This is a genomic window from Vibrio sp. SCSIO 43086, from assembly GCF_051132235.1.
GTDB lineage: Bacteria > Pseudomonadota > Gammaproteobacteria > Enterobacterales > Vibrionaceae > Vibrio > Vibrio diabolicus.
The window spans coordinates 1529180-1546584 of sequence record NZ_CP072677.1 but is presented as its reverse complement, the minus strand read 5'-3'; the positions used below and the strand labels follow the sequence as shown (position 1 = coordinate 1546584).

14 protein-coding genes are annotated in these 17405 nt (G+C 44.4%); 6 read left to right on the top strand and 8 right to left on the bottom strand.

The features are described 5' to 3' along the window. Nucleotides 1-78: 78 nt before the first annotated feature. Nucleotides 79-1599, bottom strand: coding sequence for an acetaldehyde dehydrogenase ExaC (exaC, locus tag J8Z23_RS07145; RefSeq protein WP_012841760.1), 1521 nt, complete (start codon nucleotides 1597-1599; stop codon nucleotides 79-81). Nucleotides 1600-1838: 239 nt separating this feature from the next. Between exaC and J8Z23_RS07140 the strand changes: the two genes are divergently transcribed. Further along, nucleotides 1839-3599 (top strand): sigma-54-dependent Fis family transcriptional regulator, encoded by a 1761-nt coding sequence (locus tag J8Z23_RS07140; RefSeq protein WP_434635261.1) that lies wholly within the window; start codon nucleotides 1839-1841, stop codon nucleotides 3597-3599. Between the two features lie 60 nt (nucleotides 3600-3659). Here the strand turns inward: J8Z23_RS07140 and J8Z23_RS07135 are convergent, their stop codons facing one another. After that, a complete protein-coding gene (locus J8Z23_RS07135) occupies nucleotides 3660-3797 on the bottom strand; it encodes a hypothetical protein (RefSeq protein WP_012841759.1) in 138 nt (45 codons plus the stop codon). A gap of 575 nt (nucleotides 3798-4372) precedes the next feature. On the opposite strand from J8Z23_RS07135, the gene J8Z23_RS07130 reads away from it, so the two are divergent. Next, entirely contained in the window at nucleotides 4373-4576 is a 204-nt protein-coding gene (locus J8Z23_RS07130; RefSeq protein WP_005397371.1) for a hypothetical protein, read from the top strand. A gap of 10 nt (nucleotides 4577-4586) precedes the next feature. Here the strand turns inward: J8Z23_RS07130 and J8Z23_RS07125 are convergent, their stop codons facing one another. From J8Z23_RS07125 to zwf, 4 genes are all read right to left on the bottom strand, one after another. Further along, nucleotides 4587-5114 (bottom strand): hypothetical protein, encoded by a 528-nt coding sequence (locus tag J8Z23_RS07125; RefSeq protein WP_434635260.1) that lies wholly within the window; start codon nucleotides 5112-5114, stop codon nucleotides 4587-4589. A 230-nt stretch (nucleotides 5115-5344) separates the two neighbouring features. Then, nucleotides 5345-6793: a decarboxylating NADP(+)-dependent phosphogluconate dehydrogenase gene (gene gnd, locus J8Z23_RS07120; protein WP_005397369.1), complete on the bottom strand. Its 1449-nt coding sequence runs from the start codon at nucleotides 6791-6793 to the stop codon at nucleotides 5345-5347. Nucleotides 6794-6830: 37 nt separating this feature from the next. Continuing rightward, nucleotides 6831-7547 carry a 6-phosphogluconolactonase gene (gene pgl, locus J8Z23_RS07115; protein WP_005397368.1) on the bottom strand — a complete coding sequence of 239 codons (717 nt, stop codon included), beginning with the start codon at nucleotides 7545-7547 and terminating at the stop codon, nucleotides 6831-6833. Then, a complete protein-coding gene (gene zwf / locus J8Z23_RS07110; protein ID WP_434635291.1) occupies nucleotides 7544-9046 on the bottom strand; it encodes a glucose-6-phosphate dehydrogenase in 1503 nt (500 codons plus the stop codon). The genes pgl and zwf overlap by 4 nt, the downstream gene beginning before the upstream one ends. Before the next feature lie 539 nt (nucleotides 9047-9585). On the opposite strand from zwf, the gene J8Z23_RS07105 reads away from it, so the two are divergent. Then, nucleotides 9586-10518: a helix-turn-helix domain-containing protein gene (locus J8Z23_RS07105; RefSeq protein ID WP_434635259.1), complete on the top strand. Its 933-nt coding sequence runs from the start codon at nucleotides 9586-9588 to the stop codon at nucleotides 10516-10518. Between the two features lie 118 nt (nucleotides 10519-10636). After that, the gene (locus J8Z23_RS07100; RefSeq protein ID WP_434635258.1) at nucleotides 10637-12772 is read left to right on the top strand and encodes a TonB-dependent siderophore receptor; all 2136 of its coding nucleotides are present in this window, start codon (nucleotides 10637-10639) and stop codon (nucleotides 12770-12772) included. A gap of 77 nt (nucleotides 12773-12849) precedes the next feature. On the opposite strand, the gene J8Z23_RS07095 is transcribed toward J8Z23_RS07100, so the two are convergent. Then, entirely contained in the window at nucleotides 12850-13536 is a 687-nt protein-coding gene (locus tag J8Z23_RS07095; RefSeq protein ID WP_006741509.1) for a response regulator, read from the bottom strand. Continuing rightward, a complete protein-coding gene (locus tag J8Z23_RS07090; protein ID WP_134646509.1) occupies nucleotides 13533-15152 on the bottom strand; it encodes an ATP-binding protein in 1620 nt (539 codons plus the stop codon). The genes J8Z23_RS07095 and J8Z23_RS07090 overlap by 4 nt, the downstream gene beginning before the upstream one ends. Before the next feature lie 477 nt (nucleotides 15153-15629). Between J8Z23_RS07090 and J8Z23_RS07085 the strand changes: the two genes are divergently transcribed. Then, nucleotides 15630-15857 (top strand): hypothetical protein, encoded by a 228-nt coding sequence (locus J8Z23_RS07085; RefSeq protein WP_005377125.1) that lies wholly within the window; start codon nucleotides 15630-15632, stop codon nucleotides 15855-15857. Between the two features lie 130 nt (nucleotides 15858-15987). Further along, a complete protein-coding gene (locus J8Z23_RS07080) occupies nucleotides 15988-17403 on the top strand; it encodes a TolC family protein (RefSeq protein WP_301658821.1) in 1416 nt (471 codons plus the stop codon). The last annotated feature ends 2 nt before the right edge of the window (nucleotides 17404-17405 follow it).

Genomic DNA, 17405 nt, shown 5'->3' with positions numbered 1-17405 from the left:
CCGCAAGCCCATGCAATAAAAAACCCCGAAGGCTCGGGGTTTTGGTTAGTACTGCTTTTTCTTTGTTAACTACTTTATTTAGAAGAAGCCTAGTGGATCAACACTGTAGCTAATCAATAGGTTTTTCGTATTTTGGTAGTGATCCAGCATCATCTTATGTGTTTCACGTCCAATACCTGACTTTTTATAGCCACCGAACGCAGCGTGTGCAGGGTAAGCATGGTAACAGTTAATCCAGATTCGACCAGCTTCGATATTACGGCCCATACGATATGCGACGTTCGCATCACGCGTCCAAACGCCTGCGCCTAAGCCATATTCGGTGTCGTTCGCGATTTCTAATGCTTCCGCTTCATCTTTAAACTTAGTGATAGCAATCACTGGGCCAAAGATCTCTTCTTGGAAAATACGCATCTTATTGTGGCCTTCCAACATCGTTGGCTGAATGTAGTAACCCTGATTGATTGACTCTGGCTGTTCAGATACGCCACCACCAAAGACCACTTTTGCGCCTTCTTCACGACCGATTTCGAGGTAACTTAAAATCTTATCAAACTGTTCTTGAGAAGCCTGAGCACCAACTTGAGTATCGGTATCGAGCGGATTACCTTGCTTGATTAACTGCGCACGTTCCGTCAATTTCTCTACGAACTTATCGTAAATCGCTTCATGAACCAGCACGCGAGATGGACAGGTACAAACTTCGCCTTGGTTGAAGAAGCCAAGTAGCGTACCTTCGATACACTTGTCGAGGTACTCATCTTCGTAATCGAAAACATCTGAGAAGTAGATGTTTGGAGATTTACCACCCAACTCAACAGTCGAAGGGATCAAGTTGTCCGCCGCACATTTTAGAATGTGATTGCCAACTTGTGTTGAGCCCGTAAATGCGAGTTTCGCAATGCGGTTGCTGGTTGCTAACGCTTGGCCTGCTTCTGAACCAAAACCATTAACAACGTTGATGACGCCCGGTGGCAGTAGATCACCGATCTTTTCCATAAGAACCAGAATCGACGTTGGCGTTTGTTCTGCTGGCTTCAATACCACGCAACAACCTGCCGCAAGTGCCGGTGCCAGTTTCCAAGCCGCCATCAACATTGGGAAGTTCCATGGAATAATTTGACCAACAACGCCAATCGGCTCCGGGAAGTGGTAGCTTGCGGTGTGCTCATCCAGCTCCGCCGCACTGCCTTCTTGTGCGCGAATACAGCCAGCAAAGTAACGGAAATGATCCACGACCAGCGGTAAGTCTGCAGCTAAGGTTTCGCGAACTGGTTTGCCGTTTTCCCAAGTTTCGGCAACTGCCAACTCTTCTAAATGCTGCTCAATACGATCAGCAATTTTCAGCAAGATGTTCGAGCGTTCAGTCACACTGGTTTTTGCCCATTTAGTTCTGATGTTGTGTGCCGCATCCAATGCTAAGTTGATATCCGCCTCGCCAGAACGAGCAACTTTACAATACGCTTGTCCGTTGATTGGTGAGATATTGTCAAAGTACTCACCGCCCGTTGGTTTTACCCATTCCCCACCGATAAAGTTATCGTAATGCGATTTAAAGTTAACAATGGCATTTTCACTACCTGGCTGTGCATAGATCATAACTCTTCCTTTTGTTTCTCGTTCAATGTGTTATTGCAGTGTCGTATCGCACTGTTCACAAAGAGCATTACGCAAGTCACACGCCAACTACACCACACTTGTTGTTAATTAAATGTAAAACTATGATTACCAAGCGATAACAAACCAAGTGAGCGATGTTTGAGCGGATGTATGGTGTGAACACCAATGTTCAAGTGTTCCAAAATGGCACACCCTCACTGTGACAAAATGGTACAGTCATGGAACTTCAACACATTAGCGATAACAATTGGCTTTCAACTTCATGGATCCGAAGTGAACAGGCGGGTTTAAAACAGCGTCGACGCCCTGAAGATATTCGAGTGACACCAGCGACACTTCAAGATAGGCGTCACCAACTCAACTTCTTATTGGAAACCGTCACCCAGTTTGCTCTCCCGCTGTTTAATCAGCTTTTTGCTCATAGTGACAGCCGCTTAATTCTGACGGATGCCGACGGCGTCATCATCGGCAGTTGGGGACAACCTAAGTTCCGCGAGAAGTTGACCGAAATTGCGCTAAGCTCTGGTGCGTGCTGGCAAGAAAAGATCAAAGGCACCAACGCGATTGGGACTGCGATAGTTGAAGCAAAACCGGTCTCAGTCATCGGCGATCAACACTTCATCCAACATCATCGTTTTATTAGCTGCTCGGCCAATCCTATTTTCGATCATCTTGGTCATTTGATTGGTGTGCTAGATATCACCAGCGAACAAAAGAAACATGATTTCTCAACGCAAGTTCTGGTACAAAACATGGTTCAGCAAGTTGAAAATCAATTGCTTAACTTGATTCCACAAGGGCATATTCGTGTGGATTTGGCGTGTGAAAAAGGCTTACTAAACAGTGGATGGCAAGGCATTATCATCGCTAATGAAGATGGACAGATTCTTGCGCACAACCAAGTTGCTTCTCAGCTCCTCGCGCAACAAAACGTCATCGGGCAATCGCTCGACGACATTCTTTCTATCCAAAGTGCCGACCATCCTTTCGTGTTCAAAACAAAGCCGCTGACCGACAAAAAAGTGAAGTCTCGTTCCGTTACCGCTTCCAATGATCTGCATTATGGTGATTCCACTGTCGAGCATTGCTGGCAACAAGCTAATCGTGTTATCGATAAAGACATCAGCTTACTGATTCTCGGAGAAACTGGGGTTGGTAAAAATGAGTTTGTGAAAGCGCTACATAAAAACAGCCAGAGAAAAACGGGGCCGTTGGTTTCCGTCAACTGTGGCGCACTACCGAAAGATTTGGTTGAGTCCGAATTGTTTGGCTACGTGGCTGGTGCATTTACTGGCGCAAACAGCAAAGGCTATCAGGGAAAAATTCGCCAAGCACACAAAGGGATTTTGTTTCTGGATGAAATCGCAGATTTACCCTTGGAAGCTCAAAGCCGTTTACTGCATGTATTGCAAGATAAAACCGTGCTTCCTGTGGGTTCAAACCAAAGTGTTCAAGTCGATACGCAAATCATTGCGGCCACACATAAAGATCTCGAGAACTTGGTTAGCGAAGGATTGTTCCGTCAAGACTTATACTATCGCCTCAATGGTTTGATCATCGAATTGCCTCGCTTCGAAGAGCGAGATGATAAGCAACAACTGATCGAGAATATTCATCGACGTCACGCTGAATCTGAACAACAACTCTGTCCTCACCTACTTTCTCTGCTGCTTTCTTACTCTTGGCCAGGAAACTTGCGTGAACTCGATAGTTTAATCAAAGTATCCGCGTTAATGGCGCAAGGTGAAGAAACGTTAGAGTTCGCTCACGTACCGACTCACCTGAGCAAGAAGCTCAGCCAGGCTCAAGACATAACAACCACTGCCGAACCCACGTTAGAACTGCGTGCAACCGTCGAAGACAAACTGCTCAAAACATATCAAGCCAATCAGGGGAACATCAGCAAAACATCTCGTATGCTTGGCGTCAGTCGAAATACAATTTATAGAAAGCTGAAAAGCCTCGGCATATTGGGTTAATCCATAACCTCAGATACAAAAAGAGCACCTTTGCGGTGCTCTTTCTATTTGAAACCTAGCTTACAGGCCGCCTTGTTGTTGCGCCTGTTTTACTAATGCCTGACGTTGAGTTTCCTTCTCAGAGATCACTTGGTTGTCCTTGTGTATTTCCTGATCCAATTCTGCCGGAATGAAAACAAAGTACTTGTTAAGAATCATCTTAGAACCTCAATTTGTTGTGTTAATCACCTTCTTGGTCAACGTAAACAACACCAGAAAAACACGTTTTACTGGATCCTTGTTGCTGGTTTCAAAAAATAGAGGATGTTCATTTATTAAACATCCTCCATGTGGGCGATAATTATAGGCGTAGTTCAAAGGCTTACCTAGCACTCTTTTTCGCCTTTCTTGCAACCTTAGTTTCATTCTCAAAACTGATGCAATCACGCATATTTAATAAAGTATTGTTAAACAAAGAAAAGTGATTTTCATCGTGACTGATAATGAGGATGAGCTTCCCGGAATTATTGACTTGAAATTACGCCTAGTAAACTCGAAGGCTGCAATAATAGCGTTAAAAGGCCTTAATCTGCACAGCAAAAACTTTGAAGTGATAGACAAATGCATTCATATATTTGTAAATCCGTTTATGGATTTGTCTACCAGTTCAATATTTCACCTTTTTTGAGAAATCTTTAGCCGCTTTTTTGTGTGAAACGCCAAAAAAGAACAGACAATCAAAGCGTGGTATATGACCACACTTGTCTATCCCCACTCAGCTTTGGGAGGCGTTTATGAAAAGTAGCAAACTTGGCCATGTGATGTCTTTCAGCAGAATGTTTTCCTTCATTGCGTTTTTGACGGCTACATTCGCATGGATTCTCAGCATGTATGCCCTGTTTACTGTTTCTGTAGTGGCTCTTGTGGTCAGCGCAATTCTCTACCTCAAAGACAGGTTTTATCAAAACAAGAAAACGACCACTGAAAAGAGCGCCTAGGCGCTCTTTTCTATTGAATGTAATTTTCCTGTGACTTGATATAGTTATCAATCCGTTCGAGTTCGTGAAAATAGCCATACACCGCAATGCGATTAATCTCAGCATCCAAGCAAAGCCTCTCATCTTTCACCATAGCTTCAATCGACATCCCACTGGACGCGATTGTGAAAGGTGGGCACGCTGAGTAACCATTATTTTCTGCAATATACTTCAATCGCCCAAATTCCAAAATTTGAACTGGAATAGCAACGATAAGGGACAAGACAACTGTTATGGTTATCACTTTAATCGGCACTTTGACTAACTGTGTCGTTCGATCAAATAAAATATAAACCAATAATGTAGGACACAAGAGTAAGCTTGCGATACTTAAAACATATGACGCATCAATGTAGACCACTTGAAAGCCACTACTGAGCTGAAGCGGTAGAGATTCGAAAGCGAAATGATGATAAAGGCGATAAATGGAGTAAATGATCAGTAATATGAAAATAAGCAACACGAAAGCTGTGTAAAATGGGGCCTTCTGTTGTGTCATTTCTATTACCTTGACCTTGTAGTTGAGGAGATGCAAGAGAGCGGCTTAGCTTCATCTTCGAAAAAAATATTAAACTGCTAGCAAAAGCATGCTTTCCCATTTCTGAGAAGTGCGTAACGAGTCAAGGTTTGATGTAACTTTCAAATCTACCAATATCTCAATATCTTACGGACACAAAAAAGGATGCCACTTGGGCACCCTTTTGCTTTTATCCGTTTACTGACTGCGGATTACACGTCGTAAGTTGTAGACGCTGTGTCGCCGCCTGTACCAGTCCAGTTCGTGTGGAAGAATTCACCACGCTCACGGTCGATACGCTCGTAAGTGTGAGCACCGAAGTAGTCACGTTGAGCTTGCAGTAGGTTCGCAGGTAGACGAGCTGTTGTGTAACCGTCTAGGAACGTTAGTGCAGAAGTCGTACATGGCATTGGGATGCCTGCTTCTAGAGACTTAGCCGCCACTTTACGCCATGCTACTAGGCTGTTTTGTAGGATACCTTTGAAGTAATCATCAGAGCCTAGGAATGCTAGTTCTGGATTCGCTTCGTATGCATCACGGATGTTGCCTAGGAACGCGCTGCGGATGATACAACCACCACGCCACATAAGAGCAACGTTACCGTAGTTTAGGTCCCAGCCATTCTCGTTTGATGCTTCGCGCATTAGCATAAAGCCTTGAGCGTAAGAGATGATCTTAGACGCTAGAAGCGCTTGACGTAGTGCGTCAACCCACTCTTGCTTGTCACCTTCTACTGGCGTGATTGTCTTACCGAACAGTTTCTCAGCTTCAACACGTTGATCTTTTAGTGCAGATAGACAGCGAGAGAATACGGACTCAGAGATTAGCGTTAGAGGAATACCTAGGTCTAGAGCGTTGATACCCGTCCATTTACCTGTACCTTTTTGGCCAGCAGTGTCTAGGATTTTCTCAACTAGAGGCTCACCGTCTTCGTCTTTGTAGCCAAGGATGTCAGCCGTAATTTCAACAAGGTAGCTGTTTAGCTCAGTGTTGTTCCACTCAGCGAATACCGCTTGCATCTCGTCTGCAGACATACCAAGACCGTCTTTCATGAACTGGTAAGCTTCTGTGATCAGCTGCATGTCGCCGTATTCGATGCCGTTGTGAACCATCTTAACGAAGTGGCCCGCACCGTCGTTACCAACCCAATCACAACAAGGCTCGCCTGCATCAGTTTTCGCAGAAATACCTTGGAAGATAGGCTTAACCGCTTCCCAAGCTTCTGGAGCGCCGCCAGGCATGATAGATGGACCGAAGCGCGCACCTTCTTCACCACCAGATACACCAGTACCGATGAAGTGGATACCTTTTTCACGTAGTGCAGCAACGCGACGGTTTGTATCTGGGTAGTTCGTGTTACCACCGTCGATGATGATGTCGCCTTTGTCTAGTAGAGGGACTAGAGCGTCGATGAACTTGTCTACCACGTCACCCGCGCGAACCATTAGCATCACTTTACGTGGCGTTTCTAGCTTCTCTACTAGTTCTTCTAGAGAGTATGCACCGATGATGTTCGTGCCTTTTGCTGGACCTTCCAGGAACTCGTCTACTTTAGCAGCAGTACGGTTGTGAGCGACCACTTTGAAGCCGTGATCGTTCATGTTTAGGATAAGGTTTTGACCCATTACCGCTAGGCCAATTACACCGATATCACCTTTCATTGTTTCTCTCCAATTTTGTTTCATTGACGAGCAGCGTTTAAGCAATTTTTGCTGCTGCGTCCAAATCTAAATACCATTCCGTCAGACCAGATTTCGCTTGAATCTTAGCCGCTGGGTATGGCAGTGCGTGTGCAGGTGAACTGTTGATCTCTTCAACGATGTCCGCTTTTCCTGCACCAAGCACTAAGTAACTGATGCGTTTTGCTGCTTCTAAAACGCGTGCCGTTTTTGACACACGAAGCTGGCCCGACTCAGGATGAGACGCCACAAGAGATAGGTTCGCATCATCATAATTCGTTTGGCCAGGGAACAGAGAAGCTGTGTGACCATCTGCACCAACACCTAATAAGATCCAGTCAAACACAGGGGTTCCGTTTTCAGTCGGAATCACCTCTGACATCTCTTTCGCAAAGCGTTCCGCTTCCACTTTAGGGTCATCTTCACCGCGTATACGGTGGATGTTTTCTGTTGGAATGTTTACTTGGCTAAACAGTAGCGCGTTCGCTTCTCCGTAGTTGCTTTCCGCATCGTCAGGTGCGACACAACGTTCGTCACCCCACCAGAAGTGGAGATTTTGCCACTGAATAGAGGTTGCGTAAGCCTCTGAAGCCAACAGTTTGAACAGCATTTTAGGAGTGCTGCCGCCAGAAAGAGAGATGTGAACAGGTCGGCCCATTTCGCTGAACGCTTTCATGTCGTTAGCTAGGCTTTCAACTACCTGCTCTGCTGTTTGGTAGATCTTATGGTTGATCATAGTTCACAGTAATCCGTATCTGTTAAGTTTTTACATGGGAAGCGCCAAGCGCGACCATCACGCTGTAGCAGGTCGTCTGACTCTTTAGGACCCCATGTGCCGCATGCGTACCCGAAGAGGGATTGTGGATCTTGTTTAAAATCTAAAATTGGCTGTACGTACTGCCAACACGCTTCCACCGCATCACTACGTGCAAATAGCGTAGCATCACCATTCAAAGCATCAAGTAGAAGACGCTCATACGCAGTTAGCATTTGCGTTTCTTGTAGGTCAGCGTAATGGAAGTTCATTTTCACTTCTTTCGCTTCAAAACCTGCGCCTGGCTCTTTCAAGCCAAAGCTCATTTGAATGCCTTCGTCTGGCTGAATGCGAATGATCAGCTTGTTTTCTGGTGCGTTTTGACCAAACACTGGGTGCGGTGTTTGTTTAAAGTGGATAACCACTTCAGTCACGCGTGTTGGAAGACGCTTACCAGTACGCACGTAGAATGGCACGCCATTCCAACGCCAGTTGTTAATGTATGCTTTCAAACCGATGTACGTTTCGGTACGAGAATCATCTGCAACCCCCGGCTCTTCACGGTAGCCACGTAGACTTTTTCCACGAACTTCAGAAGCGGTGTATTGACCTAATACTAGATCGTTACGCAGAGCGTTTTCGTCCAAAGGTTTTAAACACTGGAGTACTTTAACGACTTCATCACGCATCGAATCTGCATTGATCTGTGCAGGTGGCTCCATACCAACCATCGCCAATACTTGTAGCAGGTGGTTTTGGAACATATCGCGCACGGCACCCGAGTTGTCGTAGTAACCACCACGCTCCTCTACGCCGAGGAATTCTGCTCCCGTGATTTCAACATAATCAATGAAGTTACGGTTCCAAAGCGGCTCAAACATCGCGTTTGAAAAACGAAGTACAAGAAGGTTTTGTACCGTCTCTTTACCTAAGTAATGGTCAATTCGGTAAATTTGATGCTCTTGGAAGTGCTCGTGAATTTCTTTATCCAGAATACGCGCTGATTCAAGGTCATAACCGAATGGTTTCTCAATAATCAGGCGTTTCCAACCATCTTCTTCTTTGTTTAGGCCGTGTGCTGCAAGACTTGCAGGAATCACACTGTATAAACTTGGTGGGGTTGCTAAGTAGAAAAGCGTATTGCGCTGATCGAAACGATATTCGTCAGCAAGTTGGTCTAAACGAGAAGATAGCTTACTGTAATCTTGTGTGTCAGAAGTATTGATAGCTTGGTAGTGCAGATGGTTAATAAATGCATCAAGCGTTTCTGGCTCAGTCTTTTCCATTTCCTGAAGCGATTTTTTCAGCTTCGCGCGGTAAGACTCATCACTGTATTCAGTGCGACTTACACCCAGAATAGCAAAATTTTCTGGAAGCTGCTTGTTCGCATAGAGGTGGTATAAAGCAGGAATGAGCTTACGGTATGTAAGGTCACCTGAAGCACCAAAAATAACGATGCTGCTGTTTTCTGGTATTACCATCATCTTTCCCTTAAAAACGAGGTACTTATTGTGTGCCCGGATACGGCTAAAGGATGAGCCAACCCTATCAATGGCACCTCAAAATAGAAAATTGGTCTTACCTATTACGTTGATAGGTAAAGTCTATAGGCCCAAAGAACCTCAAGAAGTAGCACTCCCAAATCTGTTGGAAACACGACGTATTAAGGTCATTTAGATCACTTATGTCTCAAAAGTACACACTGTACTCGCTGGAGGAGAGTCCGACACGGTGCAGTATTGTCTACGACTATTTGATTTACATCAACACTTGCCAGTGCAAACGTTTAAATAAGTTGCACAAAACATCATAAATATTTGTATTTTATGGATAAAAAAAGTTGCACTAACGTAAGACAAAAATTAAGCAAAAACTCTAATATGGACAATCCTTACCCACCCTTGCAATCCATTACAATTTTATTGTGATCTATGTAGCCTGAATTTTATCCTCTCACCCTATTGATAATGATACTCAATTAAAGATAATGAGGATACTATTAATGCGAAAGTAGAATGTCATGAAACCAAGCACAAAGAATCTGCACCCGATAAACCGAATACACTCTGTGCTTGATTACATTCACAACAATCTAGATATCGCACTTAGTTTGGATGAAATCTCGAAAGCAAGCTGCTGGTCACGTTGGCAACTGCAACGCGTTTTCCAGCAACACACTGGCGTGTCCGTCGCTCACTATATTAGAGAGCTTAAACTAAGCCTTGCAGCTGAACGCTTAATCCATACATCAGATCGCTCGTTAGATATTGCGATAGAAATGGGGTTTGCTTCTGAACATGCATTCAGTCGAGCGTTCAAAAATATGTTTTCAAAGAGTCCTCGGGATTATCGTAAAGCTCAGCAACTAACGGGCTTGAGGCAACCTTTAACATTGCGCGATACACCAGAAGACGAAAATAGACATAAGTGCTTTATCGAAGTTCGAATAGAAACAAAACCTGCTTTTGTGCTTGCTGGTTATCATGAACCTATTTATGGATTGTTTTCCGCAACGCCCAACTTCCAATCCAAGGTGCCCTCGCTGTGGTCACAGCTCTATTCATCAGAAAACCATACTCATCTGGAAAGAAACTATCTTGGTGTGATTGACGTAACAAAAGCGTATTCAAGCAACCAGCAACTCGAGTATTGGGCCGGTTATGAGTACAACTCAGCGTCAAGAACTTCAATATCCAAAGGCTCTACGCAAGAACCTAATCTTCTGGTTGTTCCTAAGCAAACCTACGCAGTGATTACGCACATAGGTAAAGCATCAAATCTAGCGGCGACGCTTGAGTGGTTCATTTTGCACTGGCTCCCCTATTCCAATTATCACGGTATTGATGGCTACGAGTTAGAAGTTTATCCAGAAGACTATGATGTTGAGAGCGAGAATGCCCAAATGCATTACTGGATACCTGTCAAACCGAACGAAGCCACTCCCATTAGATAGAAGCCTAAGCACTTAGGTTCTGGCTTTGCACCAAATTGTTAACTTTTCCTATTTCTTTCGCTATAGAATGCAAACAACAATCATTATCAACAAATAAAAAGTAGTGGAATTAATAATTATGGAAAGTCCGAATCGATTTCATCGTTCTGCGGTTGCAGTCGTGGTATCCGCGCTTATTGCTGGTCACGCCAGTGCCACTGAGAGCACTTCTCAGCACGAAACTATCACAGTACTTGGCGAAACATACCGAAACACCGCAACTAAAACCGTTTTAGAACCGGAAGAAACGCCGCAAGCGATCACGGTAATCACTAAAGATGACATGGACCTGCGCGGCGTAAACTCGGTGAGCGAAGCATTGCGTTACGCGCCTGGCGTAAATACAGAGCTGCGTGGCGGTGCCGTTTCCCGACTTGACCTATTCAATATTCGTGGTTTTATTAACTACACCAACTTTTATGATGGTCTTCCTTTGCTGTACAACGGCTGGAACCTTCAACCTCAGGTCGATTCCGTTGCCCTTGAACAAATCGAGGTTTTTAAAGGGCCAACGTCTGTTCTTTACGGCAATATTCCACCAGGAGGCATGGTCAATATTATCGCCAAGGCGCCTCAGTCAACACCTTCGCACTCTGTCTCGATTAGTACTGGGACTAACAGCCTAAAAGAACTGACGTTCGACACCACAGGACAAATTGGTGATTCTAATGTTGATTACCGTATTATCGGCCTCGCAAAACAGCGAGATGGTCAAGCCGATACGTCTGAAGACGAACGTTATGTCCTCGCTCCATCTTTCAATTGGCAAGCGACAGAAAGCACCTTAGTCAACGTGAATGTTTACTATCAAAATGATCCATCAGCAGGTATCTACACTACCGTGCCAGCGTCTGGCTCAGTGATTGACAACCCACTTGGCTCGATGTCACCAAGCACTTATTTGGGGGATGAGGACTGGAACACTTACGAACGCGAAGTTCTGATGATGGGTTACAAAGTCCAACACGACTTTAACAACAATTGGCAATTTCTACAGAATGCCCGCTACATGACCGCCGATGCCTATCAGGAAAACACATATAACGGTGCACTTGAAGCGGATAACCGTACCGTTGGTCGAAATGCCTATTTAACCGATGAAAAGTCCAAATCCTTTGTGATTGACAACCAACTATCTGGCTACGTTAAAACGGGAGACTTTGAACATAACTTATTGTTCGGACTTGATTATCAGTATCTAGATTCGGATGTAAAATACAAAGATACGCTTGGGTATTCGCTAACTCAGGACATCTTTAATCCTGACCACAACAGCATTGATCGTAATGCACTGAATTTCCAATACAAACAAAACTTAGATATCAAAACGAAGCAAATTGGCGTTTATTTGCAAGATCAAGTTCGTTACGACCAACTTGTAATGATTGCAGGTATTCGTTGGGATAAATACGATTCAAATACAGACGCCGTGAGCGATTATCTAGGAACAATATCCAACAGCAAGGAAGAGTTAGACGACACCAACGTATCTTTCCGAGTCGGTGGTTTGTATGAGCTAGACTTTGGTCTCTCGCCATATCTTACTTACTCGGAAAGTTTTGAGCCAATTGCGGGTGCCGACTCTTCTGGTAAAGCGTTTGAGCCATCAACCGGTCATCAATGGGAGTTAGGCTTTAAATACGCACCATTATCTAGTGATATCTCAGGTAACTTAGCACTCTTCCATATTACGAAGAAAAACGCGATCTCGACCGATCCGAATAATCCTTATGCACCGAACTATCAAGCTGGCGAAGTGGTATCACAGGGTGTTGAACTAGAAGCAAAGTGGCAAGCCACAGCACAAGCTGATTTCACTCTAGGCTACACGTATACCGATATGGAGATTACAGAGGACAGTTATTACAACCAAGAAGGTAAAACGCCGGTTTGGGTACCTGAGCAAACGGCCTCTTTATGGGCCAACTACTTCTTTGAAGGAAATCTTTCAGGCCTTCGTACCAGTGCTGGCGTTCGCTATGTCGGAGAAGCACAAATTGATGCTCAAAACAGCGAAAAAGTGCCTGACTACACCTTGTTTGATTTAGCAGCAAGTTACGATTTCTCAACAGTATCTGAATCAATGAAAGGGGCTAGCGTCACCCTTTCAGCAAGCAATCTATTCGATAAAGAATACTATTCTTGTTACGACAAAAATAACTGTTGGTTTGGCGCTGAGCGCTCTATTGAAGCGAAATTAGAATATAATTTCTAACTCCTTAGCGCGAAAAAGCGATGGTTTGTTTAAAACAAGCCATCGCTTTCATTTCGTATTTAGCATCAAAACCTACGTTACCGTATCACTTTCTTATAGCACCTTTCAGGCCTACCTACCGACCCATAGTTTAAATCAGCCTCTAGTTCACCAGTGCTGATCAGATACTCCAAATAGCGCCTTGCCGTTGTTCGGCTAGCACCGATCTTTTCGCCTGCCTCATCAGCGGTAAGCACACTACCATTTGGGAACAACTCTCTGATCTTATCTAAGGTTACACCATCAATCCCTTTCGGTAATCGGTTCGGCAAGTTGTCTTGATTGGCGTGAGACTGCAGCATTTTATCAACGAGGTTCTGATCCAAACTCTCTGCGATGTCTAGTTGTTGGCGTTGGGACACATACTTTTTCAGTGCGGCATCTAAGCGTGGAAACATCACTGGTTTGAGTAGGTAATCAACGACTCCCCCTCTCATTGCCTGTTGTAGCGTATCGACATCCCTTGCCGCGGTAATCAAAATGACATCACACGTTTGGTTGTTCGCACGTAATGTATTGAGTATCTCAAGCCCTGTTCCATCAGGAAGGTATACATCCATCAACAAGAGGTCTGGCTTAAGAATATCGAGTTGCATTTCCGCTTCCATTCTCGTGGTCGCAATGCCGACCACTTCCAAACCTGCCAATTGGCTTAAGTATTTGTGGTGCAGCTCAGCAATAGCCAGATCATCTTCAATGATCATTACGCGAGTCGCCATACTCATAATTGTTCTTCCTTGGGTAAATACACCGTTATTCTTGTTCCATAATTTGTGTTGGGCATCATCTCAACATGGCCGTGATATCGAGTAGCCAACTGGTTGACAAGATGCAATCCTACCCCCCGATTTTGACGAGATTTCGTCGACACCCCTTTTTTAAATAGCACCTGCGGCTCTATATCGCTTGGTAAACCACAACCTTGATCTATCACCTCAAGTATCACTTCATTTCCGTAATCACTCACTGACACATCGATATTTCTGCGCTCCGATGCGACATTCGATTCATCACGAATCGAGGTTAACGTTGCGTCGAAAGCGTTATCAATTAAGTTGCCCAGAATGGTGACAAGGTCTTCCGAATTTAGCCACTCAGGCAGAGGCTCCAAACGACTGCCTTCTTCAACCACCAGCTGTAAGCCTAACTCGCGAGCACGTTCAGTTTTTCCAAGCAACATACCAGCAATTAACGGGTCTTTAACGGTGTCTCTTAAAAATTCGATCATCGCTTGATAGTGTGCGGTTTCTTGCCCAATTAACTTTTGCACCGCATCCAGCTCACCCATCTGAACTAACCCGCTAATGGTGTTTAGCTTATTTCGATGCTCATGGGTTTGCGAACGTAATAAATCTGCATATTCTTTGGTTTGTGATAACTGCTCGGTTAGGTCGTTGATTTCATCCCTTAAACGGAAACTCGATACTGCCCCCACTATTTTTCCATCCACATAAATTGGCGAACGGTTTGCGATCAGACGTTTATGATTAAGGAATATCTCAATATCATGATCTTCCTGTCCGGTTTCTAGCACCGTATATAAGTCACTATCGCGTAACGTCTCAGTCAACGGTTTATTAAGAGCTGCCTCTCTATCAATACCGAGAATCTGACAGGCGCTACGATTGATCGAGCGAAGTATCCCTTGGGCATCAATACTTAACACGCCCTCTTTAATGGTACTCATCGTCACTTCTAATTCGCCGTACAACCGCCCTATCTCTTCAGGCTCGAACCCCAAAATGGCGCGCTGAAACTTTCTCGACGCATAATTGGATACAATGGCATTAGCGACAACAACTACGATGACCATGAAGATCAAAAAGGCCAAAAATGGCTCGATGCGGTCTTGCAGCCGGTCGAGCAAATAGCCAACCGAAACCACACCAATGATGTTCCCTTGCTCGTCAAAAATCGCAGCTTTACCACGAACTGAATAACCTAACGAGCCCTGTGCCGTCGAAACATAAGACAATCCCTGCTCTAGCGCTCGACGATTGTCGCCACCTCTCATTGGTTTACCCAATCGCTCATCAACGGGGTGAATTAATCGCACTCCCTCATGGTCGCCAATAACGATGAATGCAGCACCGATGGCTTCGGTTAATTCTCGGAAACGAAGTTGGTATGGCTGGGGATTTTGGGTTACGACCATTTCGCGAACAACGGCGGAGTCTGCTAAAAAACGGGCAACACTCAGTGCTTTTTCTCCCATTTCTTGCTCTTGATTGATTTTGAGATAAGTGAATCCTGCAGCGACAAGCAATAGAAGCTCTATCAACCCCGACAGCGTCATAATAATGAGCATTCGCTTACGAAAGCTGATCGTTTTCCAACTCATTGATACATCCTTATGATTCACTCCCAAGCGATTACGTTAACACTCAGTTAACAGCATGGCTTTGTTGCGGTGATAAATCTGTGAGGAAGGCAAGCAAACCGCAGAGTTTACGGTTAATTAATCGACGAGCTGAAACATAAAATTACAACCGTTCACCAAATTTAGCATTCCTCTCTGATACTCAATTCCATACATAAATTGCCCTTTAAAACATGATCGTGATCACATCGATTTTAGCGGTTTTTGAGGCGTTTTTAGACTTTCCAACGTATAATTTTTAATCAACGAAACCATTAAGAGTTTCGGTTAGAAAGCAGTGAAGCTGGAAGTCTATTAAAAGCTCAACATTGATGTCAGTGATTTGGACACAAATAAAACAAAACACAAATACTGACTATATGACAAACACTTAGACACCATCTGAAAACTGGAAAACTATAAACAGAGGTGCATTTATAGTTAGAAGGAACACCAAACATGGAACGCGATACCTTTGGAATATGCCTGAATAAGGCGATGCTGTCAGAGAATATGTATTCAACGTTTACACACGTCAGGGCTTATGAAAAAAACGGAGGCGGTACTTCTGATCTCAAGGTCCTGTTATCGTTCCCTCAAATGAGTGGAAAAGACCTATTGAATACGATGCGAGGTTCTCGTCAGCTTGAGTGGAGAGCAGAGTTTCACTGTCCATATACGAAGTAAACTTGTAACATCTCCCGCGCCCAGCACAAACATAACTGGGCGCATACTACTACCCAATTTCCCCTCCTACTTAACACCAAGTTACGAATCCTTTATATTAGAGCTTATACTCTACGACAAAGCAGCCATTATGAAAAAAACAGGAAAGTTTTGGATACTGGGCTTACTTAGCAGCTCGATTTCCCTTGCCTGTCATGCGGCACCGATCACTTTTGATACCGCATGGCAGTTATTGCTAGAAAACAACTATTCTCTTAAAGCTCAACGCTCAAACGTCGAGAATTACCAATACCAAGAGAGTGCCACCAGCAATCTCAACTTACCTCAGGTTACCATTGGCGCGAATTACACGCGTTTAGATACCGATATCACGCTGTCGGGAAAACAGATCCTAGACAGCACAGGAACACACATTAACGTACCTCCTGCTTTTCAACCTATTTTTGGAGCCTTAGCTAATACCACTTCGACCATAACCGAACGCGATATTTTCTCTTCGTCTATTCGTGCCATTTGGCCAATTTTTACTGGTGGTCGTATTTCTGCTGCTCAATCAGCAGCAGAAGGCAAAACAGATGAGGCGAAAAGCCAGCTTCTAATGGAACAACAAGCGCGCTTTGAAGATTTGTCGAAGTACTACTTTTCTGTCGTGCTGGCAAAGGAAGTACTCGCAACGCGGCAAGCGGTTGAAGCTGGGCTAAAAAAGCATCGAGATTTTGCCATTAAGCTTGAAGAGCAAGGACAAATCGCGCACGTTGAGCGCCTGCAAGCCGAGGCTTCTTTAGATAAAGCATCTGTAGAAACACGTAAAGCTGCCAGCGATTTGAGTATCGCTCAGGCTGCATTAGGTAAATTACTCGCGCAAGATGATGCCGTAGAGCCCGCTGAATCTTTGTTTATCAACGACAGTCTTCCCCCTCTAACCGCTTTTGTCGATCAAACGTTGCTTACCTATCCGGGGTTAGACCTTCTGAGCGCTAAACACAAACAAGCCTCTAGCTTAATCAAAGCAGAAAAAGGGAAATACTATCCTGAAGTTTATCTTTACGGCGACTACAGCTTGTATGAAGACGATTCTCTCGCAAGCCAAATGAAGCCTGACTGGTTAATTGGTGTTGGTGTCAGCATTCCACTGATTGAATCATCAGGGCGAAGCGAAAAAGTCAAAGCAGCTCAAAGCGTCGTCTCACAGGTCGATTCATTAAAGTCCCAAGCAAAACAAGACTTATCGCTGTTAGTCCAAAAGACATACTTGGAGGCTCAGCAAGCCATTGATGAAGTACAAGGGCTCGCATCTAGCATTGAACTCGCGAACGAAAACCTGCGCTTGCGTGAAAAAGCATTTACTCAGGGTCTGTCGTCTTCTCTGGATGTTGTGGATGCACAACTTTATGTCGCGAGTATAGAAACACAACGTTCAGCGGCGCGTTTCCGCTATTTAATATCTTTAACCAAACTACTCGCATTGAGCAGTGAAATGAACAGCTTCGAACAATATCAAAATACCGCTTATATCCCTGCTTCAACATCCAAAGAGGTGAAATAAAT

Bases quoted from the DNA above. Each gene is read 5' to 3' on its own strand.
- J8Z23_RS07080 (WP_301658821.1), top strand. From the start codon at position 15,988: ATGAAAAAAACAGGAAAGTTTTGGATACTGGGCTTACTTAGCAGCTCG.
- exaC (WP_012841760.1), bottom strand. From the start codon at position 1,599: ATGATCTATGCACAGCCAGGTAGTGAAAATGCCATTGTTAACTTTAAA.
- J8Z23_RS07095 (WP_006741509.1), bottom strand. From the start codon at position 13,536: ATGAGTATGGCGACTCGCGTAATGATCATTGAAGATGATCTGGCTATT.
- J8Z23_RS07135 (WP_012841759.1), bottom strand. From the start codon at position 3,797: ATGATTCTTAACAAGTACTTTGTTTTCATTCCGGCAGAATTGGATCAG.
- J8Z23_RS07125 (WP_434635260.1), bottom strand. From the start codon at position 5,114: ATGACACAACAGAAGGCCCCATTTTACACAGCTTTCGTGTTGCTTATT.
- J8Z23_RS07090 (WP_134646509.1), bottom strand. From the start codon at position 15,152: ATGAGTTGGAAAACGATCAGCTTTCGTAAGCGAATGCTCATTATTATG.
- gnd (WP_005397369.1), bottom strand. From the start codon at position 6,793: ATGAAAGGTGATATCGGTGTAATTGGCCTAGCGGTAATGGGTCAAAAC.
- zwf (WP_434635291.1), bottom strand. From the start codon at position 9,046: ATGGTAATACCAGAAAACAGCAGCATCGTTATTTTTGGTGCTTCAGGT.
- J8Z23_RS07085 (WP_005377125.1), top strand. From the start codon at position 15,630: ATGGAACGCGATACCTTTGGAATATGCCTGAATAAGGCGATGCTGTCA.
- pgl (WP_005397368.1), bottom strand. From the start codon at position 7,547: ATGATCAACCATAAGATCTACCAAACAGCAGAGCAGGTAGTTGAAAGC.
- J8Z23_RS07130 (WP_005397371.1), top strand. From the start codon at position 4,373: ATGAAAAGTAGCAAACTTGGCCATGTGATGTCTTTCAGCAGAATGTTT.
- J8Z23_RS07140 (WP_434635261.1), top strand. From the start codon at position 1,839: ATGGAACTTCAACACATTAGCGATAACAATTGGCTTTCAACTTCATGG.
- J8Z23_RS07100 (WP_434635258.1), top strand. From the start codon at position 10,637: ATGGAAAGTCCGAATCGATTTCATCGTTCTGCGGTTGCAGTCGTGGTA.
- J8Z23_RS07105 (WP_434635259.1), top strand. From the start codon at position 9,586: ATGAAACCAAGCACAAAGAATCTGCACCCGATAAACCGAATACACTCT.